Raw genomic sequence first — 22,115 nt, 5'->3', positions numbered from 1 at the left:
AACTACGGTTTCTGACGGAAACAGGGCGAATCTCGTCAAATAGCGCAGTCTCGGCGAGCTCAAAGGCGGCTATGGCCCCCAGGCCGGGCGGGGCAGCGCTGCGGCCTTGTTGCCCAGCTTGCCGGAGCGCACCTGCGCGGCGAGGCTGTCGAGAATCACCCGCGAACTCAACAACGCGGTCTGCTCGGCCCAGTCGTACGGCGGTGAGCATTCGACCACCTCGATACCGGCCAGCCCCGGCTCGGACACCATCTTGACGAGGTTCAGCGCCTCGCGCGGCAACAGTCCGCCGGGCTCGGGCCAGCCGGTGCCCGGAACGAACCCGGCGTCGATCACATCGATGTCGAAGGACAGGTACACCGCCTTGGCGTCCTTCCACGCGATCTCCAGCGCCATCTCGGCGATCTTCTCGACACCGACCCGCTCGACGTCGCCGACCGTGATCACCGTCGACTGCCGCTCACGCCCGACCTTGACCCCCGCCCGCGGTGCCTGCCACCCGCCGATACCGATCTGCACCAGGTTGGTGGCGGGCGCGTTCTTGATGTTGGTCGCGTGGAACCACGGCGTGGTGTGCATGCGCTCGTCGAGGTCGGTCTCCTGGGTGTCGACGTGGCGGTCGAAATGGATGATCCCGACGTTGCCGTCCAGGTACGGGGCCATCCCGCGGATGGTGGGGAAACCGATCGAATGGTCGCCGCCCAGCACGACGGGCATCACGCCCTTGCTCACCACATGCGCCATGGCCTGGCTGATCTGGTCGAAGGACTTCTCCAGATTTCCGGGAATCGTGAACACGTCGCCGATGTCGACCATGTTGAGCTGCTCGCGCAGATCGACGCCGGACTCGTAGTTATAGGTGCCGAAGAGGTTGGTGGAGCGCCGAATTCCCTGCGGGCCGAAGCGCGTTCCGGGACGGTACGTGGCGCCGGCGTCGAGGGGCACGCCGAAGATCGCGACCTCCGCGTCGTCGACCTGGTTCACGTCCTCGACGAACGGACACTTGAGGAAGGTGCCGCGCTCGCCGGCGAAGTGCGGCAACTCGCCGCGGACGAACGTCGAGATGCGACGGTCGTTGATCGTCGGGGCAGCCTCCAGCCCGAACGTCAGGCTGCGTTCGATCTCCTCGCGTTCGCGGCGGTCGGACAAGCGGGCCTCGGCCTGCTGAGCCCAGGCGCCCTCGGCGTTGAGGGGTTGGTTGCTTTCGGTCACGGGTGCTCCTGATGTGCCGTCTTGTCGCTGACCGGGTACGGCACACTCGTCCGGGGAGCCGACACGGCTCCTGCGGGCATTGTTGATCCGAAATGGTCCACGCGCTACTCGAATCGAAACAAAGCGTTAACACCGGACGCGGTCGGCCGTAACGCCGCGACGTTTATCTGGTCGACGACTCACAGGTGACTGTGAGGCGCGCCTAGGGTTCCGCCGCAGTCATGCGGGTCTGGTCCGAGAGGTGCAGGCGGACTGCGGCGTCCGTTCCACGGCGGGAGAAAAGCCCGGGAGACTCCATCGCGCATAGGAGCTCCAGATGATTCTTCTCGGTGTGGCGGTCAGCATCGTCGTCGTCGTGGCCGTCGGTTTCTACGTGTCCAAACGCATCGAAGGCGACAGCTCGAATTTCCTTGTCGGCGGCCGAATGTTGCCCTACTGGCTGATCGGCGGGGCGTTGATGGGCTCGGCCGTCGACACCAACGCCACGCTGGGCAACACCGACCTCGCCTACGAGTTCGGCTTCTGGGCGGGTGCGAGCCTGCCGCTCGGCCTGGCACTGTGCCTGACCATCACGGGCGTGTTCTTCGCCAAACCGATGAACCGCATGGGGTTGACGTCGTTTCCCGATTACTACCGCCTGAGATTCGGCCGGTCGGTGGAGGTCGGCGCCTCCGCGCTGCTGGCGGTCGGATTCTGCATGCTGGTGGCGGGCAACCTGGTCGCGGGTGGCTTCCTGTTCAACTACTTCCTGGGCATGCCGTACTGGCTGGGTGTCGTGCTCATTGCGGGAATTGCGGTGGCCTACACCGGCACCGGTGGCCTGATCGCCGACGCCTACACCGCGATCATCCAGATGTCGCTGATCCTGATCGGTGCGATCGGGATGCTGGTGTGGATGGCTTACACGCACACCCTCGAAATCGCCGACGGCACCGGGCCGCTGGCCCTCGGGCAGTTGTCGGACCCGGACCAGGGCGCGGTGATCAACTGGGCCACGTTGCTCGCGCTCGGCATCGGCGACATCGTCGCGATCGACTTCATGCAGCGGGTGTTCGCCGCCAAGTCGCCCACGAGCGCGCGCCGCGCGTGCTTCGTCGCGGCCACCGGCACGGTCGCGATCTGTGTACCGTTCGGCCTGGTGGTGTTGGCCGCCAAGACCTTCCTGCCCGAAGACATCGACGGCCCACCACTTTTCGTGCTTCTCGGCGAATACGCTCCGACGGTGCTCACCGTGATCGTGTTGTGCGGGCTGGTCGGCGCGTCGATGAGCACCGCCAACGGGGCGATCCTGGCGATCTCGAATGTCTGCGTTCGCAACCTCGGCGGTATCCGGCGTGTCCACGTGCCCGGCCAGCGCGACCCGCTGCTGCGTGCGACCCGTATCGCGATGGTCCCGATGACGGTGTTCTCGATCGCGTTCGCGATCTACGTCAAACAGACGGGCATCCTGCTGACCCTCGCGTTCGACCTGCTGCTGGCCTGTTTGGTCGTGCCCTTCATCCTCGGGCTGGTGTGGCGGCGAGGCACCACCGCCGCGGCGATCGCCGCGATGGGTGTGGGATTGGTTGTCCGTCTCGTCCTGTTCATGCTGACGCCGACGATCTACGGCGTCGACAACACCATCCTGTACGTCCGAAACGACCTCGTGCCGGCAAGTTTCGACGGTTGGCCGACGTTCATCGCGTTCGCCGCGGCAATCGTCACCTACCTCGCCGTGTCGCTGATGACCCGACCGGCGCATCTGCGGGGGCTGGACATCCAGTTGGCCAAGGACGTCGACGACGCGCTCGATGCGACCGCAGAAGAGATCGAGCACGGCGTACCGGTGCTGGCAGGAAAGCCCGGACCGGCGTAGCCGGGCTCAGGTCGGTGCGACGGTCGGCCAGGGTACGGTCAACACCCCGTCGCGCATCCGCCGGCGCGCGGGTACGACAGGAAAACCGCTGTCGTGCAACAGTTCCAGCATCGCGCGCCACCGCACCCGCGGGCCGAACACCCCGTGCCCCGCAACGCTGGCCCACGCGCGGTCGGCGGCGCTCAGCAATGCGTGCACGGGTTGACCGTCGACGTTGTGGTGGATCAGTGCCTTCGGCAGCCGCTCGGCCAGATCGGACGGCCGTTCGATCGCGAACGGGTCGCACGCCAGCGTCAGGCTCACCGGACCGTTCTCGTCCAGCAGAATCCAACAGGCTCGGCGGCCGAGTTCGTCGCAGGTGCCGTCGACGATCAGGCCACCGGTCGCGAGCTGTCGCTGCATCGTCGACCACGCCTCGTGCACCGCTTCGACCGGGTACTGCCGCAACACGTTGAACGCCCGCACCAGGACGGGCCGCAGCCCCGCCAATTCGAAACCGCCGAGGCCGAACTGCACCACCCGGGACTCCGCCGCCTGCGCCGTCTGCACGCGGTCGGGATCGATCTCCAGGCCCACGACGCGAATGTCGTTGCGCACCACCCGCAGCCGTGCGGCGAGCTCGAGCGTCGTCACCGGCAAGGCGCCGTAACCGAGATCAATGACCAGCGGATCCTCGGCAGCGGCCAGCGCGGCCCGGACGCGCGGCGCGTGCACGAGCCAGCGGTCACTGCGGCGCAACCGGTTGTAGCCGGTGGTACCCCGTGTCAGCTGACCGATGGGCCCGCTCATGGTTCCGAGTCTATGGTCCGCCGGCGGTTCTGCGTCACCGCGCTCGGCGGCACCGCCACCTGACGTTACGCCTCAAGCGTTTTCGGCGATCCACAGCGTCGTGAAGTGCTGTTCGGCGATCAGCAGGTCGACAAGCTGACCGCCGATGAAGTTCTCGATCTTGCCGCCCACCAACGGAACCCGCACCTCCACCTCGACGGTGAACTGCAGCCGCGACCCGCCGCCCGCGGGGGCCAGCACCGCCGTGCCCGTCAAGTTCGCCGGCGCACCGGGGATCGACCCCTTGACCGTCGCGGTGGCCTTTCCGTCGAACACCGGGCTCCACGTCTCCTCGCGCACGAAGCTCAGGTCCCCGCGGTGGAACTGGGTCACCACACCAGGCAGCCGGTCGGCGCGCAACGTCTGCGTCGTGACGACGTCGATACCGCCCCTGTCGTCGAGGACCATCGAGTCCAGCGAGTACATGTCGGCGCCGGAATCCGTCAGCCGCGCGAGCCAATAACGCTCGTCGCCGAACGCCCGGTGGACCTGCTCGACGGTCCCCCCGTATTCGGCGGCCATGTCGAATGAGCGCGGCATAGCTGGTCAGGCTACCGTTACCGCCCGTGGTCGGTTCGCAGCTAGGGGGTGCCTCCGTCGAGGAGCGGGTGCCGCTTGCGCCCCTGACCACGCTGCGGATCGGACCCGTCGCGCGGCGGCTGATCACCTGCGACACCACGCAGAAGGTCATCGACGTGGTCCGCGCGCTCGGCCCCGGTGACGACGCGCTGGTTCTGGCGGGCGGCTCCAACGTGGTGTTGTCCGACGAGCTGACCGACCTGTCGGTGATCCATCTGGCCAACACCGAGATCACCGTCGACGGCGAGGTGCTGCGCGCCGAGGCCGGTGCGGTCTGGGACGACGTCGTGGTCACCTCGCTGGCCCACGGTTTGGGTGGTCTGGAGTGCCTCTCGGGGATACCGGGATCGGCCGGAGCCACACCGGTGCAGAACGTCGGAGCGTACGGCGCCGAGGTGGCCGACACCATCCGGCGGGTGCGGCTGCTGGACCGGCGTACCGGCGACGACCGCTGGGTCGAGCCGGAGGCACTGCGGTTCGGCTACCGCACCAGTGTGCTCAAACACGCGCACGACGCGATCGTGCTCGAGGTGGAGTTCGCGTTGAATCCGGCCGGCCGCAGCGCGCCGCTGCGCTACCGGGAACTGGCTGCCGCGCTGGGCGCCGAGCAGGGCACGCGCGCCGATCCGCTCGAGGTTCGCGAGGCGGTGCTGGCCTTGCGGTCGAGTAAGGGCATGGTGCTCGTCGCGGATGATCACGACACCTGGAGCGTGGGCTCGTTCTTCACCAATCCCGTCGTCACGGCCGCGGAGTTCGAGCGGGTCCGCGCCTCGGTCGACGTACCGGTGCCCAACTATCCGGCCCCCGACGGGGTCAAACTCGCCGCGGGCTGGCTGGTCGAGCAGGCCGGGTTCGGTAAGGGATATCCCGGCGACGGCGCCGCCGCCCGGCTGTCGACCAAGCATGCGCTGGCGCTGACCAACCGCGGCAGCGCCACCACCGCCGAGGTGATCGCGCTGGCCAGGGCGGTACGCGACGGCGTCCGAACGAAATTCGGGATCGAGCTCACAGCCGAGCCTGTCCTGATCGGGTGCTCGCTGTAGGTACGCTCGATTCACGTGAGTACTGCAGAACCCCTACCGCCGGGGTTCAACCGGCGGCGCGCCTTGGCCGCGTTCGCGGTCGGTGTTGTCGCGCCGGGCGTGCTGGCCGCCTGCAGCACCAAGAACGACGGGTCGGCGCCGCAGGGCGATGACGCGCCCGCAGCCCCCTCGCTGAATTTCGAGCCCGCAAACGCCGCGACCGACGTATCGCCGACCGGGCGCGTCGGTGTCCAGGTCACGGACGGCTGGTTCCAGCGGGTCTCGCTGACGAACGCGGACGGAAGGGCCGTCGCCGGCGCCCTCAACCGCGACCGCACCGAGTTCACGATCACCGAACCGCTCGGCTACGGCGTGGAGTACACCTGGAAGGGCTCGGCCGTCGGCCGCGACGGCAAGGCGGTGCCCATCGAGGGCTCCTTCTCCACGATCAATCCCAGCACCCAGGTGAGCGGCCGCTTCCAACTCGCCGACGGCCAGGTCGTCGGGGTCGCGGCGCCGATCATCATCCAGTTCGACGGGCCGATCAGCGATAAGGCCTCGGTCGAAAAGGCGCTCGAGGTCACCACCGATCCGCCGGTCGAGGGCAGCTGGGCGTGGCTACCCGACGAGGTCGGCGGATCCCGTGTGCACTACCGCACCCGCGAGTACTACCCGGCCGGCACCAAGGTGAACGTCGACGCGAAGCTCTACGGCGTGCCGTTCGGCGACGGGGCCTATGGCGCGCAGGACATCTCGCTGCACATTGAGATCGGGCGCCGTCAGGTGGTCAAGGCCGACGCACCGTCGCACCGAATCCAGGTGCTCGACGGGGCGGGCGCGGTGATCATGGACTTCCCCTGCAGCTACGGCGAAGGCGACCTGGACCGCAACGTCACCCGCAGCGGCATCCACGTTGTCACCGAGAAGTACGCGGACTTCTACATGACCAACCCGGCCGCGGGCTACGCCAACGTGCACATGCGCCACGCGGTGCGCATCTCCAACAACGGCGAGTTCATCCACGCCAACCCCGCGAGTGCGGGCGCACAGGGCAGCAGCAACGTCACCAACGGCTGCATCAACTTGTCACCGGCCGATGCCGAGCAGTACTACAACAGCGTGATGTACGGAGATCCCGTCGAGGTCACCGGCACGCGTATCCAGCTGTCCTACGCCGACGGCGACATCTGGGACTGGGCCGTGCCGTGGGAGGAGTGGAAGGCGATGTCGGCGCTGTCGGACGAGGAGGCGCCCGATATGCCGAGCACCGCGCCGGCAACACCGTCGGGTGCACCGGAGGCGGTGAACGGCCGTCCCGGCCGCTGATCACATTGTTGGCCGAACGTGGGTTACCCGCACGCTTCGCGGGCGCGCGGCGTGACACGAGCCCACACTGGGCGACGGCCAGGACGCGACTTTCGGTTGAACCGTGATCCGCTGGCCCCGCTGACCTGATCGCACGCCCGGCGGCCGACCTGCCTACCGAGCGTCGGTGCTGAACAGGTACCAGCCGCCGTCGCCCGGGGCGCAGAACCAATACGGGTAGGCCCGGTCGAAGTTGGGATCGTTCCAGACGATGGGAGCGTCCGACTGACATTCGGCCTCGGTGGGCCAGAACCACGGGTTTCCGTTGGCGTCGGTCTCCAGGTAATCAGTGGCATGGGCCGTTCCCGTTGCGCCCATCAAGCCCGCGAATGCCAGTGCAGCTGCCCCGATTGCCTTCTTCATGTGATCCACCCTGTTCAGTTGAATTGATTTGTCGAGTGGAAAGATAACGTCTGCGGCTCAATGATTCACGCGAACGTCAAAGCAATTCTTCAGACGCTTCGGTTGAACCGCGATCCGCTGGCCCCGCTGACCTGATCGCGCGGCCGGACCACGATCAGGTCCAGGTCGACATGCGACGGTCGGCTGGCGACGAAGCCGATGATCTCGGCGATGTCTTCGGCCACCAGCGGAGTGACGCCTTCGTAGACCTTGGCAGCGCGGTCCTCGTCGCCCTCGAACCGGTTCAGCGAGAAGTCCGTCTTCACCATGCCGGGCGCAACTTCGGTGAAGCGCACCGGTTTTCCGAGCAGCTCGCTGCGCAGCGTGCGGTGCAGCACGCCCTGGGCGTGTTTGGCAGAGGTGTAACCGCCGCCGTTGTCGTAGATCTCCACCGCCGCGATCGAGGTGACGGTGACGATCAGGCCGTCGCCCGAGGCGATCAGTTTCGGCAGCAGCGCGCGGGTCACCAGCAGCGTGCCGAGCACATTGACCTCCCACATCCAGCGCCAGTGCTCGGTGACGGCCTCTGCGACCGGATCGAGCCCGAGGGCCCCACCGGCGTTGTTGACCAGCACGTCCACCCGGTCCACCGCTGCCGCCAACGCCGACACCGCCTCCTCGGATGTGATGTCCGCCACAATCGCGGTGCCGCCGATCTCGTCGGCGAGGGCCTTGATGGGCCCCTCGCGCCGGGCCACGCACACCACGTGAAAGCCTTGTGCGGCAAGGGTTCTCGCGGTCGCTTCACCGATACCGGCACTCGCGCCGGTAACCACTGCGACACGACCGTCGCCCTGGAAAGTCGTCATCTGCCCAACTCTAATTGGCGTGCTAAGTTCACCCCGTGTTGTCCGGTCAGGCCTGTACGCGGTGTGCGTGTGGTTGTTGCACGCCTCGCCGCGCCTGACTGTTTCGTAGACGACATCGCTGTCCTGCCGAAAACGCCCGGTGTGGCCCGAACACCCCCGCCGGCCGAATTCTCCCCAAGGACAAGCAGATGCGTACTTCTTCCACCACCACCCTCCCCGCGAAATCTCCCGTGCGCAGCGCGCAACACGCCAAGCGCGCGCTGACGCCCGTCACCGGCCGGTACCCCCAGGCCCGCACGCGGATCGTCGCACCGTCGCTGAAGGTCGCCGACGCGGCCGCCGCCTCGGTGTTCAGTGCGGCCCGCCTGCGCGGACCCATCGCCCGTGATGTCATCGCTCAGGTCACCGGGCTGAGCATCGCGACCGTCAACCGACAGGTCACCGCACTGCTCGAGGCCGGTGTGCTGCGGGAACGCGCAGACCTCGCGGTCTCCGGAGCGATCGGCAGGCCCCGGGTGCCCGTCGAGGTGAATCACGAGCCGTACCTCACGCTCGGCGTCCACATCGGCGCGAAAACCACCAGCATCGTCGCCACCGACCTGTTCGGCCGCACCCTCGACGTGGTGGAGACCCCCACCCCGCGGGGCCCGCAGGCCGCGGCGCTGACGTCGCTGGCCGGCAGCGCCCGTCGCTACCTGAGTCGCTGGCATCGCCGGCGCCCGCTGTGGGTCGGTGTGGCGGCCGGCGGCGTCGTCGACAGCACGACGGGGTACCTGGACCACCCGCGGCTCGGATGGTCGGACGCACCGATCGGGCCGGTGCTCGCCGAGGCGATCGGACTGCCGGTGTCGGTGGCCTCGCACGTCGACGCGATGGCGGGCGCCGAACTCCTGCTGGGGGCGCGCAGGCAACCGTCGCCCACGTGGCCGGAAACGTTGCTCGCCCCAGCGGGCACGAGCCTGTACGTCTACGCCAGGGAGACCGTCGGCTACGCGCTGTCCATCGACGGGCGCGTGCACTCCCCGGCCAGCGGTCCGGGCACCATCGCCGCGCTGCCCGCACACTCCGAATTACTCGGCGGCACCGGCCAATTGGAGTCGACTGTCAGCGACGAGGCGGTGCTGATCGCCGCTCGCAGGGCGCGCATCATCCCGCTCGAGGGGCCGGGCTCGACGATGCAGGCGCTGCTCAAGGCCGCGCGTCAGGGCAGCCGGCCGGCGCAGGAACTGCTGGCCGAGCGCGCCCGGGTGTTGGGTGAGGCCGTGGCCCTGCTGCGCGACATGCTCAACCCCGACGACCTCGTCGTCGGCGGTCAGGCGTTCACCGAGTACCCCGAAGGTATGGCCACAGTGGAAGCCGCGTTCGCGCAGCGGTCGGTGATGCCGGCCCGCGAGATCCGGCTCACCGTATTCGGCAACCGCGTCCAGGAGGCCGGCGCGGGCGTGGTGTCGCTGGGCGGGTTGTACGCCGATCCGATCGGGGCCATGCGGCGCGCGCAACTGCGCAGACCCGAAGCCAGGCCCGAGGTCCCTGCGTAGCCCGGCGCATCGGGCCGACGGTGTAGACATGTCTGTGTGCGCCTAGCAACGGATCCGTCCCGTTCTGATGCCGCCGGACTTCCGGTCCCCAGGCGCGTCGCCGTGTTGTCGGTGCACACGTCGCCGTTGGCCCAGCCCGGCACCGGTGACGCGGGCGGCATGAACGTCTACGTGCTCCAGAGCGCCCTGCAGATGGCTCGCCGCGGAGTCGAAGTGGAGATCTTCACGCGAGCGACCTCCTCGGCCGACCAGCCGACCGTGCGGGTCGCTCCCGGTGTGCTGGTGCGCAACGTGGTCGCCGGCCCGTTCGAGGGGCTCGACAAGTACGACCTGCCCACCCAGTTGTGCGCGTTCACCGCGGGGGTGCTGCGCGCGGAGGCGACGCATGAACCGGGCTACTACGACATCGTGCATTCGCACTATTGGCTGTCCGGTCAGGTCGGCTGGCTGGCCCGCGACCGCTGGGCGGTGCCGCTGGTGCACACCGCCCACACGCTGGCAGCGGTCAAGAACGCGGCGCTGGCCGAGGGCGACTCACCCGAACCGCCGCTGCGCGCGGTCGGGGAGCAGCAGGTCGTCGACGAAGCCGACCGGTTGATCGTCAACACCGAACACGAAGCACAGCAACTGGTTTCGGTGCACAACGCCGATGCGTCGCGGATCGACGTGGTGCATCCCGGCGTCGACCTCGAGACGTTCACACCCGGGGACCGACTGGCCGCGCGTGCCGCGCTGGGACTCGACACCGGCGAGCAGGTGGTCGCGTTCGTCGGGCGCATCCAGCCGCTCAAGGCGCCCGACGTCGCACTTCGCGCCGCGGCCAAACTGCCCGGAGTTCGCGTGCTGGTGGCGGGCGGTCCTTCCGGCAGCGGATTGCAGGCTCCCGACGGGCTGGTTCGACTGGCCAACGATCTGGGTATCTCGGACCGGGTGACATTCCTGCCGCCCCAATCGCGCGAACAACTGGTCAACGTGTACCGCGCCGCCGATCTGGTGGCCGTGCCCAGTTACTCGGAGTCGTTCGGCCTGGTCGCGGTCGAAGCCCAGGCATGCGGAACGCCGGTGGTGGCCGCCGCGGTCGGTGGGTTACCGGTCGCGGTGCGCGACGGTGTCACCGGGGCACTGGTCGACGGGCACGACGACGGCGACTGGGCGCACGCCATCGGCGACGTGCTGAGCCGTGCCGACAGCCTCAGGCCCGCGGCCGCGGCGCACGCGGCGACGTTCTCGTGGGCCCGCACCGTCGATGCGCTGCTGGCCAGTTACGGCCGCGCGATCGCCGACTACCGGGCGCGCCATCAGATGCGCGACGGCGTGCGTCGTACCGGCCGGCGGTTCACGCGGCGGCGGGGGGTGCGCGCGTGAATTCCAATGCGGCGAAGGTCATCGAGGAGGCGTGCAAGGAGAACGGCCTGGTCTGCTCGTATCACGAAGGTGCGCATGGCGGGTTGCCCGGCATCATCGTCGAACTGCCCGGCGAGCGACGGCTCAAGACCAACACGATCCTGTCGATCGGCGAGCACTCGGTGCGCATCGAGGCGTTCGTCTGCCGCAAACCCGATGAGAACCACGAGGGCGTCTACCGGTTCCTGCTCAAACGCAACCGCCGTCTCTACGGAGTGGCGTACACGCTCGACAACGTCGGTGACATCTACCTCGTCGGGCGGATGTCGCTGGAATCGGTGACCTCCGACGAGGTCGACCGGATCCTCGGTCAGGTGCTCGAAGCCGTCGACAATGACTTCAACACCTTGTTGGAGTTGGGCTTTCGCTCGTCCATCCAGAAGGAGTGGGAGTGGCGGGTGTCTCGCGGTGAGTCGCTGAAGAACCTGCAGGCATTCGCCCACCTGATCGACGACGACGACTGACCCTCTCACTCAGACCGACGTTTTGGCGGGTGTTGCCGTTCAGAACCCGCCATTTCGTCGGACCCGGGACGGGGCGTGGCCGATCCGTCTGCCGTGAGAGGATTTCGTCATGGGTGACTGCACGCTGATCCTGCTCCGCCACGGCGAGAGCGAATGGAACGAGAAGAACCTGTTCACCGGCTGGGTCGACGTCGACCTCACCGAGAAGGGCCGCGCCGAAGCGGTGCGCGCCGGCGAACTGATCAAGGAACTCGATCGCCAGCCCGACGTGCTCTACACCTCGCTGCTGCGCCGTGCCATCACCACCGCGAATCTGGCCCTGGACAAGGCCGACCGGCACTGGATCCCGGTGCACCGCGACTGGCGGCTCAACGAGCGCCACTACGGCGCGCTGCAGGGCCTGAACAAGGCCGAGACCAAGGAGCGCTACGGCGACGAGCAGTTCATGGCGTGGCGGCGCAGCTATGACACGCCGCCGCCGCCGATCGAACCGGGCAGCACCTTCAGTCAGGACGGCGACCCGCGATACGCCGACGTGCCCGGTGGTCCGCCGCGCACCGAATGCCTCAAGGACGTCGTCGAGCGGTTCGTGCCCTACTACACCTCGACGATCGAACCGGACCTGCGCGCGGGTAAGACCGTGCTGATCGCCGCGCACGGCAACTCGCTGCGCGCCCTGGTCAAGCACCTCGACGGCATGTCCGACGAGGACGTCGTCGGGCTCAACATCCCGACCGGCATCCCGCTGCGCTACGACCTGGACTCCGATCTGAAGCCGACGATCATCGGCGGCACCTATCTGGATCCCGAGGCCGCCGCCGCCGGTGCGGCAGCAGTCGCCTCCCAGGGCGCCAAGTAGTCCGTCAGCCGTCCCAAGCGAACGGGCGGTGAACAGCGGGGGTCCGGAGCCCGAATTTCGGTGTTTCGGTATGTGAGTTGTCCCGTTTTGGCCGCACGCTGCTGGGATGACGTTCACCGTGTGCGTACGATTTCGGCGTGAGTGTCGTTTGGGCACTGCTGCTGGCAGCGGTGGTCGCACTGCTCGCTCTGGGGGCCGGAATCGCGCTCGGGGCGCGTTCGGGCCCCCGTCTCACGGATCGCAGACGACGTCGCGCCACCGTGCAGACCGGCATCACCGTCTCTCAGATGCTCTCCCACATCGCATCGCGAGCGCCCACGGGGATCGTGGTGGTCGACCACTTCCGTGACGTCGTGTACGCCAACGACCGGGCCCGCGAGCTGGGACTGGTTCGCGACCGGCTGCTCGACGAGCGGGCCTGGCGGGCCGCCGAGCGCACACTGTCCACCGGCGAGCCCGGCGACGTCGACCTCACCGCACACAAGCGGGCCAATCCGGGCCGGTCCGGCCTGTCGGTGCGCGGACACGTTCAGCTGCTGACCGACCAGGACCGCCGCTTCGCCGTCGTCTACGTCGACGACCACTCCGAATACGCCCGCATGGAAGCCACTCGCCGGGACTTCGTCGCCAACGTCAGCCACGAGCTCAAGACGCCGGTCGGTGCGATGGGGCTGCTGGCCGAGGCGCTGCTCGCATCGGCCGACGACCCCGAGACCGTGCGCCGATTCGCCGAGAAGATGGTCGCCGAGTCCAACCGGCTGGCCAACATGATCGGCGAGCTGATCGAGCTGTCCCGGTTGCAGGGCGCCGAGCGCCTGCCCGACCTCACGGCCGTCGACGTCGACACCGTGGTGTCCGAGGCGCTGTCGCGCCACAAGGTGCCCGCCGACAACGCAGACATCAAGATCACCACCGACGCGCCGACCGGTTTCCGCGCGCTGGGCGATCAGGCGCTGCTGGTCACCGCGATAGCGAACCTGGTCTCCAACGCGATCGCCTACTCGCCGCACGGGTCGTCGGTGTCGATCAGTCGGCGGCGTCGCGGGGACAACATCGAGATCGCCGTCACCGACCGCGGTATCGGCATCGCGGGCGAGGACCAGGAGCGGGTGTTCGAGCGATTCTTCCGCGTCGACAAGGCGCGGTCCCGGGCCACCGGCGGCACCGGACTCGGGTTGGCCATCGTCAAACACGTTGCGGCCAACCACAACGGAAGCATCCGGCTGTGGAGTCAGCCGGGAACGGGATCGACGTTCACCCTGTCGATCCCGGCCTATCCCGATCACGAATCGGACGAACGAGAGGACCATCCAAACCAATGACCAGTGTGCTGATCGTGGAGGACGAGGAGTCCTTGGCCGATCCCCTGGCCTTTCTTCTTCGCAAAGAGGGCTTCGAGGCCACCGTCGTCACCGACGGTCCCGCGGCCTTGGCCGAGTTCGAGCGCTCCGGCGCCGACATCGTGCTGCTCGACCTGATGCTGCCCGGTATGAGCGGTACCGATGTCTGTCGGCAATTACGTTCGCGCTCAAGCGTTCCGGTGATCATGGTGACCGCTCGCGACAGCGAGATCGACAAGGTCGTCGGTCTCGAACTCGGCGCCGACGACTACGTCACCAAGCCGTACTCGGCCCGCGAGTTGATCGCTCGTATCCGTGCGGTGCTGCGGCGCGGCGCCGAGAACGACGACACCGGGATCGGCGACGGCGTACTGGAGGCCGGGCCGGTCCGGATGGACGTCGAGCGCCACGTGGTTTCGGTGAACGGACAGCCGGTGACCATGCCGCTCAAGGAGTTCGACCTACTCGAGTACCTGATGCGCAACAGCGGCCGGGTGCTGACCCGCGGCCAGCTCATCGACCGCGTGTGGGGTGCCGACTACGTCGGCGACACCAAAACCCTTGACGTGCATGTGAAGCGGCTGCGGTCCAAGATCGAGGCCGATCCGGCCAACCCCGTACATCTGGTAACCGTCCGCGGCCTGGGCTACAAACTCGAGGGCTAGTGGCCTCACCGGTCTAACCCGTGGTGCCGCCCATGATTTCGAGGACATCGAACGTGTTGACACCGGCGGCGACCGACGGGTCGCGCTCGGCGATCGCGAGCACCTCGGCGCGGTCGCGCGCGCGCAGCACGCCCATTCCCCACACGCCTTCGGGGTCGGCGACCGGGCCGTAGACGACGACGCGACCATCGGCGAGCAGTTGCTCCCAGTACTGCTGGTGCGCCGCCATCGCCTGCTGCTCGGCCGGCGTCATGGTCTGGGCGAAATCCGGTCTCGGCGGGATCAGCCGGAACAGGAACAGCGATGCGGCGCCCGAAGGGTCGGTCATCCGGCCAAGCGGGTCGCCGGGTGCACCGCGATGAGCCCTAATCCGCTGCGCCGCTTGCACATCGCCGCGAGCTCCGCGTAGGCCTTCTCGCCGAGCAGTTCGGTCAGTTCGGGGCCGTAGGATTCCCACACCCGCCTGTTGCCGACGTGCGCGTTCGGATCGCCGGTGCAGTACCAGTGCAGGTCGGCGCCGCCTTCACCCCAGCCGCGTCGGTCGTATTCGGTGATCCACGTCTTGAGGATCTCGGTCCCGTCGGGCCGCTCCACCCACTCCTGGGTGCGGCGGATCGGTAGCTGCCAGCACACGTCGGGTTTCATGGTCAGAGGTTCGACGCCCAGCTTGAGCGCCTTGCTGTGCAGCGCGCACCCGATGCCGCCGGCGAAACCGGGCCGGTTGAGGAAGATGCAGGCGCCCTTGTACTTCCGGGTGCGCAGGTTGGGCTTGTCGTCGTACTCGTCCATCTCGAGGTAGCCCTTTTTGCCGAGCCCCTTCTCGCGGAACTGCCAGTCCTCGGCGGTCAGCGTTTTCACCGCGTCGTCGAGGCGGGCGATGTCGTCGTCGTCGGACATGAACGCGCCGTGCGAACAACACCCGTCATCCGGGCGTCCCTCCACCGTGCCCTTGCACGCCGGGGTGCCGAACACGCACGTCCACCGCGAGAGCAACCACGTCAGATCGGCCGCGATCAAGTGCTCGGGATTGTCGGGGTCGTAGAACTCGACCCACTCACGGGCGAAATCGAGTTCGACCTCTCCACGGTGCGGTGCAGTCACAATTCTCAACGGTAGACCCATTAAGTTGGATGAGTGCGATTAGGCGTGCTCGACGTGGGCAGCAATACCGTTCACCTTCTGGTGGTGGACGCGCGACGCGGTGGCCACCCGACACCGATGAGTTCGACCAAGGCCTCGCTGCGCCTCGCCGAGGCCATCGACAGCGACGGCAAGATCACCCGCAGGGGTGCCGACAAACTCATCGGCACCATCGACGAATTCGCCAAGATCGCCACGAGTTCCGGTTGTGCGGAGCTGATGGCGTTCGCCACCTCCGCGGTGCGTGACGCCAAGAACTCCGAGGAACTGCTCGCCCGGGTGCTCGCCGAGACGGGGGTGGCGCTGCGCGTGCTCGCCGGCGTCGACGAGTCGCGGCTGACGTTTCTGGCGGTGCGGCGGTGGTACGGCTGGAGCGCGGGACGCATCATCAACATCGACATCGGCGGCGGCTCGCTCGAACTGTCCAACGGCGTCGACGAGGAGCCGGAGGTCGCGCTGTCGCTTCCGCTCGGGGCGGGCCGGCTCACCCGCGAATGGCTCCCGGACGATCCGCCGGGCAGGCGGCGGGTGGCGATGCTGCGCGACTGGCTGGCCACCGAGCTGGCCGACGCCGGGGCCCAGATGCTCAAGCCCGGTGCCCCCGACCTCGCGGTCGCGTCGTCGAAGACGTTCCGCTCGCTGGCCAGGCTGACCGGCGCGGCGCCCTCGGGGGCGGGTCCGCGCGTCAAACGGACGCTGACCGCCACCGGATTAAGGCAGCTCATAAATTTCATCTCTAGGATGACCGCGGCTGACCGTGCCGAACTGGAAGGGGTGAGTGCCGATCGGGCGCCACAGATCGTGGCAGGAGCGTTGGTCGCTGAGGCGAGCATGAATGCCCTCGGTGTCGAGAGCGTCGACATCTGCCCCTGGGCGTTGCGGGAGGGGCTGATTCTGCGGAGACTCGACAGCGAAGCCGATGGCAGCGGTTTCGCCGGCGGTGCCGACAATCCGGCCTCAGCGCAGGCATTTGTGCGTAATGCTGGACGATAGATGACGAGGCCCGAAGGCAACACACGATGACAGGACCAGAAGACGATCACAGCAACACGCGACCCATCTCGGTCGCGGAGTTGCTGGCGCGCAACGGCACGATCGGTGCCCCGCCGGTCGGCGGGCGGCGCCGTCGTCGCCGCGGTGCCGACTCCATCACCGTCGCCGAACTGACCGGTGAGATCCCGATCGTCCGTGACGACGACGCACCCGCCACGGGACGTTCGGCCGCCGCGGTGGTCGAGGCCCCCGCCGATGCCGAGCCCGTCGCTCCCGCGGAAACCGCGGACACCGAACCCGCCGCCGAGACTGCGCAGGCCGCCCCCGCCGAGACTGCTGACGCGGCATCCACCAACGGCGCAGTCGACCACGTCGAAGAGACCGTCGAGGAAACCGAGCCCGGCGCCGAAGAGGTTGACGAGAACGCGCCCGAGGTCGAAGTCGAGACCCTCGACGCGGATACTCCCGACGTCGAGGACGTCGAGGACGTCGAGGACGTCGAGGCCGACGACGAAGCCGAGCCCGGCGTGGGCGAGGACACGGACTACGCCGATGCGGTCGCCGACTACCAGACCCACATCGAGCAGCGCGACGCCGACGAGGACCTCGACTTCTTCGCCCCGCCGCGGCGCTCGACCTTCGCGCGCCGGCGCTTCGGCATGCTCGGTCGCAGCGCGTCGGCAGAGCGCAGCGACGCCCAGGTCGGCGCCGAGGAGATGAGCCCGGACCCGCTCGACTGGGCCGATCCGGACGCCGACGAGGACGAGGCCGCCGACGCCGCCGTCGCCGTGGCCGAGCCGAAGCACGACGACGAGCGCGAGGATCTGCCGTCCTACCTGCGTTCCCCCGACGACGCCTTGTTCGGCGGTCCCGACGTCGACGACGATGTCGCTCGGCGCGACAGCGGCCTGAGCCCGGGCGACCTCGACCTCGACGAGGAGGAGGACACCGCGCGTCCGGGTGCGATGTCGTCGTTCCTGCGCGGGGCCATGATCGTCGGGCAGTGCATCGTCGCGGTCGCGTTCGGGGCCGGGCTGTTCGTCGCGTTCGACCAGCTGTGGAAGTGGAACAGCATCGTGGCGCTGGTGCTCGGCGTGCTGGTCATCCTGGGCCTGGTGGTCGGGGTGCGCGTGGTCCGCAAGACCGAGGACATCGGCAGCACACTGATCGCCGTCGCGGTCGGGGCGATGGTGACTTTCGGGCCGCTGGCACTGATGCAGGCGGCTTGAGGCGCCCAATCACCCGTGCGTCCAGCCATTAAGGTCGGTCTGTCGACGGCCTCGGTCTACCCGCTGAGAACCGAGGCGGCCTTCGAATACGCGGCCAAGCTCGGCTACGACGGGGTCGAGCTCATGGTGTGGGCCGAGACGGTCAGCCAGGATATCGACGCCATCGAGCGGTTGTCCGAGAAGTACCACGTTCCGGTGCTCTCCGTGCACGCGCCGTGCCTGTTGATCACCCAGCGGGTGTGGGGCGCCAACCCGATCCCCAAGCTCGAACGCAGCGTGCGGGCGGCCGAGCAGCTGGGCGCCCAGACCGTGGTGGTGCACCCGCCGTTTCGCTGGCAGCGCCGCTACGCCGAAGGCTTCTCCGAGCAGGTCGCCGAGCTCGAAGCGTCCAGCGAGGTGATGGTCGCCGTCGAGAACATGTTCCCGTTCCGCGCCGACCGCTTCTTCGGCGCGGGTCAGAGCTCGATCGAGCGCATGCGCAAACGCGGCGGCCGGCCAGGCCCGGGCATCTCGGCGTTCGCACCGTCCTACGATCCGCTCGACGGCGAGCACGCCCACTACACGCTCGACCTGTCGCACACCGCGACCGCCGGCTCCGACGCGCTCGAGATGGCGCGCCGCATGGGGGAGGGGTTGGTGCACCTGCACCTGTGTGACGGCAGCGGCGCCCCGACCGACGAGCACCTGGTGCCCGGCCGCGGCACTCAGCCGACGGTGGAGGTGTGCGAGATGCTGGCCGCAAGCGACTTCAACGGCCATGTGATCCTTGAGGTGACCACATCGGGCGCCCGCACGGCCGCCGAACGCGAGGCGCTGCTGGTCGAGTCGTTGCAGTTCGCCCGCAGGCATCTGCTGCGCTGACACCCTGACCTCGTTCGAACTCGCTTCCAGAAGGATTCACCAGATGGCCGGCTCCACCCTGTTCACCGACGCCATGGCGCTCACACCCGCCGGTGACGGCGTGTATCACGGTGAGCTGAACGAACATTGGACGATCGGACCGAAGGTGCACGGCGGTGCGATGCTGGCGCTGTGCGCGAACGCCGCGCGGATGGAGCACGCGGGAGACGTGCAACCGATCGCGGTGTCGGGAAACTTCCTGTGGGCGCCCGATCCCGGACCGATGCAGGTGGTCACCACGGTGCGCAAGCGCGGGCGTCGCGTCAGCCTGATCGACGTCGAACTCAACCAGGGTGACCGCACGGCTCTTCGGGCCGCGATCACGCTCGGCGAGCCGGAACACCATGTGGCGCCGCTGCTCTCGGTCAATCCCGTGATCCCGTTGATGCAACCGGAGCCGCCACCCGGTCTGGAGCCGATCGGCGAGGGCCATCCGATGGCCGACATCGTCCACCTCGCGCACGGCTGCGACATCCGGCCCTCGCTGACCACGATGGAACCGCGGTCCGACGGCGGGCCGCCGGTGATCGAGTACTGGGTGCGCCCCAAAGGCTGCGCCCCGGACGTGCTTTTCGCGCTGCTGTGCGGCGACGTGTCGGCCCCCGTGACGTTCGGCGTCAACCGGTACGGATGGGCGCCCACCGTCCAGCTGACGGCATACCTGCGCACCCTGCCCGCCGACGGGTGGCTGCGCGTGCTCTGCACGACCGTGCAGATCGGCCAGGACTGGTTCGACGAGGACCACATCGTCGTCGACTGCGAGGGCCACATCGTCGTGCAGTCCCGCCAACTCGCGATGGTTCCGCAGGCCTGAAGCGATCCGCGGTGGGTGGCCGCACACGCGATGGGCGGCCGTCTGCAATGCTTCCGGCATGGCCAGAATCGCAATCGTCGGCGGCGGAAGTATCGGTGAGGCGCTGCTGTCCGGGCTGCTGCGGGCCGGGCGGCAGGTCAAGGACCTGGTGGTGGCGGAGAAGGATTCGGACCGGGCCCAGTACCTGGCCGACACCTATTCGGTGCTGGTGACGACGGTGGCCAACGCCGTGGACCACGCGACCTACGTGATCGTGGCCGTCAAACCCGCCGACGTGGCCGGACTCGTCGACGAGATCGTCGACGCGGCGACCAATGCCGAAAGCGACACGGCCGAACAGGTTTTCGTGACGGTCGCGGCCGGCGTCACCACCGGGTACTACGAGAACAAGCTGCCCGCCGGCGCGCCGGTGATCCGCGTCATGCCCAACGCACCGATGGTCGTCGGCGGGGGAGTCAGTGCGCTCGCGCCCGGGCGCTTCGCCACCCCCGAACAGATGAAGGAGGTCTCGGCGATCTTCGACGCGGTCGGCGGGGTGCTCACGGTGCCCGAGTCCCAACTCGATGCGGTCACCGCGATCTCCGGGTCGGGCCCGGCCTACTTCTTCCTGATGGTGGAGGCGCTCGTCGACGCCGGCGTCGACGCCGGGCTGACGCGATCGGCGGCCACCGAACTGGTCGCACAAACCATGGCCGGGTCGGCCGCGATGTTGCTGGATCGCCTCGACCGGGCCGGGACCGCGGGCGGTGCCGCCGGCGGTCCGTCGGGCGCGGGAATGGACACCACGCCCGCTCAGCTGCGCGCCACGGTCACCTCGCCGGGTGGCACCACCGCAGCAGGTCTGCGGGAACTCGAGAGGGGCGGTCTGCGGGCGGCAGTAGCCAGGGCGGTCGAGGCGGCGAAAAAGCGCTCTGAGCAGCTCGGAATTACATCTGAGTAATTCATTGAATTGCCCACACCCGTCGCAGTAACACCATCTGCCACGCTATTCTCCTCGTGTAAGCACGGGTCGGTGCCAGCGGTGGGGAAGCCGCTGGAACTGCCCGTGCCTGAATGATTGGGTTGCGATGACGTCTATGAACGGGCCATCCTCGCGGGATTCGGCCAGTGGGAAGTCGGCTCGGGACTCCGGATCCGACGGTCAACAGCCACGGGCACAATTCCTCACCGTCGCCGAGGTGGCGAGCCTGATGCGGGTCAGCAAGATGACGGTGTACCGGCTGGTGCACAACGGCGAGCTGCCTGCCGTCCGGGTCGGCCGCTCGTTCCGCGTGCATGCGAAGGCCGTTCACGACATGTTGGAGAGCTCGTACTTCGACGCAGGCTGATCTACCCGCGTCCCGGGCGCCCATCGCCGGTCGGGCGCGTTTCGCGGTTACCTGCACAGCCCGGTAAAGTGGCCGGGTCAGTCAACGATGCTCATCGGGCAGGTAAGGCGTAGGTAGCGGAGTTCATGGGTTCAGTCATCAAGAAGCGGCGCAAGCGCATGTCGAAGAAGAAGCACCGCAAGCTGCTTCGTCGCACCCGGGTCCAGCGCAGAAAACTCGGCAAGTAATCGCCGCCCGCCGTCGCTAGGCTGACCGGACATGGATTCCGAGGGCCGCGCCAATGGAGACGTCAACGGGACTGACCCGCGCGACGCCGTGCAGTATCCGAAGGTCGTGCTGGTCACCGGGGCGTGCCGGTTCCTCGGCGGCTATCTGACGGCCAGGCTGGCGCAGAACCCGTTGATCAACCATGTGATCGCCGTCGACGCGATCACTCCGAGCAAAGACCTTCTACGGCGGATGGGCCGCGCGGAGTTCGTCCGCGCCGACATTCGCAATCCCTTCATCGCGAAGGTCATCCGCAACGGCGACGTCGACACCGTGGTGCATGCCGCGGCCGCGTCCTACGCTCCGCGCTCCGGAGGCCGGGCGACGCTCAAGGAACTCAACGTGATGGGCGCGATCCAGCTGTTCGCGGCCTGTCAGAAGGCGCCGTCGGTGCGACGCGTGGTGCTCAAGTCGACGTCGGAGGTGTACGGCTCGACCGCGCGCGACCCGGTGATGTTCACCGAGGACACCAGCGCGCGACGGCCACCGGGGGAGGGCTTCGCCCGCGACAGCATCGACATCGAGGGCTATGCGCGGGGACTGGGACGGCGTCGACCCGACATCGCGGTCACCATCCTGCGGTTGGCCAACATGATCGGACCGGGCATGGACACGGCGCTCTCGCGCTACCTCGCCGGGCCCGTGGTGCCGACGGTGATCGGGCACGACGCCCGGTTGCAGTTACTGCACGAACAGGATGCGCTCGGGGCACTCGAACGCGCGACGATGGCAGGCAAGGCGGGCACCTACAACGTCGGCGCGTCCGGCATCGTGATGATGAGTCAGGCGATCCGGCGGGCCGGCCGGATCGCGCTGCCCGTGCCGCGGTCGGCGCTGGCGGCGGTGGATTCGCTGAGGCGTGCGACTCGTTACACTGAACTCGATCGTGAACAGCTGAACTACCTCAGTTATGGCAGAGTGATGGACACATCGCGGATGCGCAACGATCTCGGCTACATCCCGAAGTGGACGACGGTGGAGGCCTTCGACGATTACGTCCGAGGTCGCGGATTGACTCCGATCGTCGACCCGCGGTGGGTACGCTCAATGGAGAGTCGCGCCGTTGCCGCGGCGCAAAGGTGGGGGCGCTAGGCGCATCAAC

The 22,115-nt window shown here is 68.1% G+C and carries 24 protein-coding genes and 2 riboswitches; of the genes, 17 read left to right on the top strand and 7 right to left on the bottom strand.

Going from position 1 to position 22,115, the window contains the following annotated elements:
- Positions 1 to 69: 69 nt before the first annotated feature.
- On the bottom strand, positions 70 to 1,212 hold the full coding sequence (locus RMCN_RS05155) for an agmatinase family protein (RefSeq protein ID WP_067387690.1): 1,143 nt from the start codon (positions 1,210 to 1,212) through the stop codon (positions 70 to 72).
- Positions 1,213 to 1,222: 10 nt separating this feature from the next.
- A riboswitch (guanidine-III (ykkC-III) riboswitch) is annotated at positions 1,223 to 1,286 on the bottom strand.
- A gap of 117 nt (positions 1,287 to 1,403) precedes the next feature.
- Positions 1,404 to 1,505: riboswitch (guanidine-I (ykkC/yxkD leader) on the top strand.
- A 23-nt stretch (positions 1,506 to 1,528) separates the two neighbouring features.
- Between RMCN_RS05155 and RMCN_RS05150 the strand changes: the two genes are divergently transcribed.
- Entirely contained in the window at positions 1,529 to 3,067 is a 1,539-nt protein-coding gene (locus tag RMCN_RS05150) for a high affinity choline transporter 1 (RefSeq protein ID WP_067387689.1), read from the top strand.
- Positions 3,068 to 3,073: 6 nt separating this feature from the next.
- Here the strand turns inward: RMCN_RS05150 and RMCN_RS05145 are convergent, their stop codons facing one another.
- Together RMCN_RS05145 and RMCN_RS05140 are read right to left on the bottom strand one after the other, a co-directional pair.
- A complete protein-coding gene (locus tag RMCN_RS05145) occupies positions 3,074 to 3,856 on the bottom strand; it encodes a hypothetical protein (RefSeq protein ID WP_064351288.1) in 783 nt (260 codons plus the stop codon).
- Positions 3,857 to 3,928: 72 nt separating this feature from the next.
- Entirely contained in the window at positions 3,929 to 4,435 is a 507-nt protein-coding gene (locus RMCN_RS05140; protein WP_067387688.1) for a DUF2505 domain-containing protein, read from the bottom strand.
- Positions 4,436 to 4,461: 26 nt separating this feature from the next.
- Here RMCN_RS05140 and RMCN_RS05135 point away from each other — a divergent pair, with 26 nt between their 5' ends.
- Together RMCN_RS05135 and RMCN_RS05130 are read left to right on the top strand one after the other, a co-directional pair.
- Entirely contained in the window at positions 4,462 to 5,517 is a 1,056-nt protein-coding gene (locus RMCN_RS05135) for a UDP-N-acetylmuramate dehydrogenase (RefSeq protein ID WP_067387687.1), read from the top strand.
- Between the two features lie 15 nt (positions 5,518 to 5,532).
- Positions 5,533 to 6,822, top strand: coding sequence for a L,D-transpeptidase (locus RMCN_RS05130; RefSeq protein WP_067387686.1), 1,290 nt, complete (start codon positions 5,533 to 5,535; stop codon positions 6,820 to 6,822).
- A 153-nt stretch (positions 6,823 to 6,975) separates the two neighbouring features.
- Here the strand turns inward: RMCN_RS05130 and RMCN_RS05125 are convergent, their stop codons facing one another.
- On the bottom strand, positions 6,976 to 7,224 hold the full coding sequence (locus tag RMCN_RS05125) for a hypothetical protein (RefSeq protein WP_064416562.1): 249 nt from the start codon (positions 7,222 to 7,224) through the stop codon (positions 6,976 to 6,978).
- A gap of 89 nt (positions 7,225 to 7,313) precedes the next feature.
- A complete protein-coding gene (locus RMCN_RS05120) occupies positions 7,314 to 8,072 on the bottom strand; it encodes an SDR family oxidoreductase (RefSeq protein ID WP_067387685.1) in 759 nt (252 codons plus the stop codon).
- 188 nt (positions 8,073 to 8,260) lie between these two features.
- On the opposite strand from RMCN_RS05120, the gene RMCN_RS05115 reads away from it, so the two are divergent.
- The 6 genes from RMCN_RS05115 (at position 8,261) to regX (ending at position 14,342) form a co-directional block, all read left to right on the top strand.
- A complete protein-coding gene (locus RMCN_RS05115) occupies positions 8,261 to 9,610 on the top strand; it encodes an ROK family protein (protein ID WP_067387684.1) in 1,350 nt (449 codons plus the stop codon).
- A 36-nt stretch (positions 9,611 to 9,646) separates the two neighbouring features.
- Positions 9,647 to 10,975, top strand: a complete 1,329-nt coding sequence (gene mshA, locus RMCN_RS05110; protein WP_064416565.1) for a D-inositol-3-phosphate glycosyltransferase — start codon at positions 9,647 to 9,649, stop codon at positions 10,973 to 10,975.
- Positions 10,972 to 11,478: a type III secretion system chaperone family protein gene (locus tag RMCN_RS05105; RefSeq protein ID WP_064416566.1), complete on the top strand. Its 507-nt coding sequence runs from the start codon at positions 10,972 to 10,974 to the stop codon at positions 11,476 to 11,478. The genes mshA and RMCN_RS05105 overlap by 4 nt, the downstream gene beginning before the upstream one ends.
- 109 nt (positions 11,479 to 11,587) lie before the next feature.
- The gene (locus RMCN_RS05100; protein ID WP_067387683.1) at positions 11,588 to 12,337 is read left to right on the top strand and encodes a phosphoglyceromutase; all 750 of its coding nucleotides are present in this window, start codon (positions 11,588 to 11,590) and stop codon (positions 12,335 to 12,337) included.
- Positions 12,338 to 12,474: 137 nt separating this feature from the next.
- A complete protein-coding gene (locus RMCN_RS05095; RefSeq protein WP_067387682.1) occupies positions 12,475 to 13,659 on the top strand; it encodes a sensor histidine kinase in 1,185 nt (394 codons plus the stop codon).
- A complete protein-coding gene (gene regX, locus RMCN_RS05090; protein ID WP_064351297.1) occupies positions 13,656 to 14,342 on the top strand; it encodes a two-component sensory transduction protein RegX in 687 nt (228 codons plus the stop codon). Before RMCN_RS05095 ends, regX begins: the two co-directional genes overlap by 4 nt.
- 13 nt (positions 14,343 to 14,355) lie before the next feature.
- Here the strand turns inward: regX and RMCN_RS05085 are convergent, their stop codons facing one another.
- Together RMCN_RS05085 and RMCN_RS05080 are read right to left on the bottom strand one after the other, a co-directional pair.
- A complete protein-coding gene (locus RMCN_RS05085) occupies positions 14,356 to 14,670 on the bottom strand; it encodes a YciI family protein (RefSeq protein WP_201028790.1) in 315 nt (104 codons plus the stop codon).
- Positions 14,667 to 15,464 (bottom strand): DUF3109 family protein, encoded by a 798-nt coding sequence (locus RMCN_RS05080; protein WP_084377151.1) that lies wholly within the window; start codon positions 15,462 to 15,464, stop codon positions 14,667 to 14,669. The genes RMCN_RS05085 and RMCN_RS05080 overlap by 4 nt, the downstream gene beginning before the upstream one ends.
- Before the next feature lie 12 nt (positions 15,465 to 15,476).
- On the opposite strand from RMCN_RS05080, the gene RMCN_RS05075 reads away from it, so the two are divergent.
- The 8 genes from RMCN_RS05075 (at position 15,477) to RMCN_RS05040 (ending at position 22,105) form a co-directional block, all read left to right on the top strand.
- Complete coding sequence (locus tag RMCN_RS05075; RefSeq protein ID WP_064416570.1) at positions 15,477 to 16,475, top strand: Ppx/GppA family phosphatase; 999 nt, start codon at positions 15,477 to 15,479, stop codon at positions 16,473 to 16,475.
- A gap of 26 nt (positions 16,476 to 16,501) precedes the next feature.
- Entirely contained in the window at positions 16,502 to 17,704 is a 1,203-nt protein-coding gene (locus RMCN_RS05070) for an Rv0497 family membrane protein (RefSeq protein ID WP_067387680.1), read from the top strand.
- Between the two features lie 15 nt (positions 17,705 to 17,719).
- Positions 17,720 to 18,565: a sugar phosphate isomerase/epimerase family protein gene (locus RMCN_RS05065; RefSeq protein ID WP_064351300.1), complete on the top strand. Its 846-nt coding sequence runs from the start codon at positions 17,720 to 17,722 to the stop codon at positions 18,563 to 18,565.
- Positions 18,566 to 18,608: 43 nt separating this feature from the next.
- Positions 18,609 to 19,418, top strand: coding sequence for a thioesterase family protein (locus RMCN_RS05060; RefSeq protein WP_067387679.1), 810 nt, complete (start codon positions 18,609 to 18,611; stop codon positions 19,416 to 19,418).
- A gap of 58 nt (positions 19,419 to 19,476) precedes the next feature.
- Positions 19,477 to 20,358 (top strand): pyrroline-5-carboxylate reductase, encoded by an 882-nt coding sequence (gene proC, locus RMCN_RS05055; protein ID WP_067387678.1) that lies wholly within the window; start codon positions 19,477 to 19,479, stop codon positions 20,356 to 20,358.
- Positions 20,359 to 20,485: 127 nt separating this feature from the next.
- A complete protein-coding gene (locus RMCN_RS05050) occupies positions 20,486 to 20,746 on the top strand; it encodes a helix-turn-helix domain-containing protein (protein ID WP_064351303.1) in 261 nt (86 codons plus the stop codon).
- Between the two features lie 125 nt (positions 20,747 to 20,871).
- Positions 20,872 to 20,973, top strand: coding sequence for a 30S ribosomal protein bS22 (locus RMCN_RS05045; RefSeq protein ID WP_003402602.1), 102 nt, complete (start codon positions 20,872 to 20,874; stop codon positions 20,971 to 20,973).
- A gap of 31 nt (positions 20,974 to 21,004) precedes the next feature.
- Complete coding sequence (locus RMCN_RS05040; protein WP_067387677.1) at positions 21,005 to 22,105, top strand: SDR family oxidoreductase; 1,101 nt, start codon at positions 21,005 to 21,007, stop codon at positions 22,103 to 22,105.
- The last annotated feature ends 10 nt before the right edge of the window (positions 22,106 to 22,115 follow it).

Origin of the sequence: Mycolicibacterium novocastrense (assembly GCF_001570485.1) — a bacterium.
GTDB classification, from domain to species: domain Bacteria; phylum Actinomycetota; class Actinomycetes; order Mycobacteriales; family Mycobacteriaceae; genus Mycobacterium; species Mycobacterium novocastrense.
The sequence above is the reverse complement of the archived record's forward strand: the minus strand, read 5'-3'. Positions and strand labels throughout refer to the sequence as shown.

Excerpts from the sequence above, each read along its gene's own strand:
- RMCN_RS05150 (WP_067387689.1), top strand. The coding sequence starts at position 1,529 with ATGATTCTTCTCGGTGTGGCGGTCAGCATCGTCGTCGTCGTGGCCGTC.
- RMCN_RS05145 (WP_064351288.1), bottom strand. The coding sequence starts at position 3,856 with ATGAGCGGGCCCATCGGTCAGCTGACACGGGGTACCACCGGCTACAAC.
- RMCN_RS05140 (WP_067387688.1), bottom strand. The coding sequence starts at position 4,435 with ATGCCGCGCTCATTCGACATGGCCGCCGAATACGGGGGGACCGTCGAG.
- RMCN_RS05125 (WP_064416562.1), bottom strand. The coding sequence starts at position 7,224 with ATGAAGAAGGCAATCGGGGCAGCTGCACTGGCATTCGCGGGCTTGATG.
- RMCN_RS05120 (WP_067387685.1), bottom strand. The coding sequence starts at position 8,072 with ATGACGACTTTCCAGGGCGACGGTCGTGTCGCAGTGGTTACCGGCGCG.
- RMCN_RS05115 (WP_067387684.1), top strand. The coding sequence starts at position 8,261 with ATGCGTACTTCTTCCACCACCACCCTCCCCGCGAAATCTCCCGTGCGC.
- RMCN_RS05100 (WP_067387683.1), top strand. The coding sequence starts at position 11,588 with ATGGGTGACTGCACGCTGATCCTGCTCCGCCACGGCGAGAGCGAATGG.
- regX (WP_064351297.1), top strand. The coding sequence starts at position 13,656 with ATGACCAGTGTGCTGATCGTGGAGGACGAGGAGTCCTTGGCCGATCCC.
- RMCN_RS05085 (WP_201028790.1), bottom strand. The coding sequence starts at position 14,670 with ATGACCGACCCTTCGGGCGCCGCATCGCTGTTCCTGTTCCGGCTGATC.
- RMCN_RS05080 (WP_084377151.1), bottom strand. The coding sequence starts at position 15,464 with ATGGGTCTACCGTTGAGAATTGTGACTGCACCGCACCGTGGAGAGGTC.
- RMCN_RS05070 (WP_067387680.1), top strand. The coding sequence starts at position 16,502 with ATGACAGGACCAGAAGACGATCACAGCAACACGCGACCCATCTCGGTC.
- RMCN_RS05060 (WP_067387679.1), top strand. The coding sequence starts at position 18,609 with ATGGCCGGCTCCACCCTGTTCACCGACGCCATGGCGCTCACACCCGCC.
- proC (WP_067387678.1), top strand. The coding sequence starts at position 19,477 with ATGGCCAGAATCGCAATCGTCGGCGGCGGAAGTATCGGTGAGGCGCTG.
- RMCN_RS05050 (WP_064351303.1), top strand. The coding sequence starts at position 20,486 with ATGACGTCTATGAACGGGCCATCCTCGCGGGATTCGGCCAGTGGGAAG.
- RMCN_RS05045 (WP_003402602.1), top strand. The coding sequence starts at position 20,872 with ATGGGTTCAGTCATCAAGAAGCGGCGCAAGCGCATGTCGAAGAAGAAG.
- RMCN_RS05040 (WP_067387677.1), top strand. The coding sequence starts at position 21,005 with ATGGATTCCGAGGGCCGCGCCAATGGAGACGTCAACGGGACTGACCCG.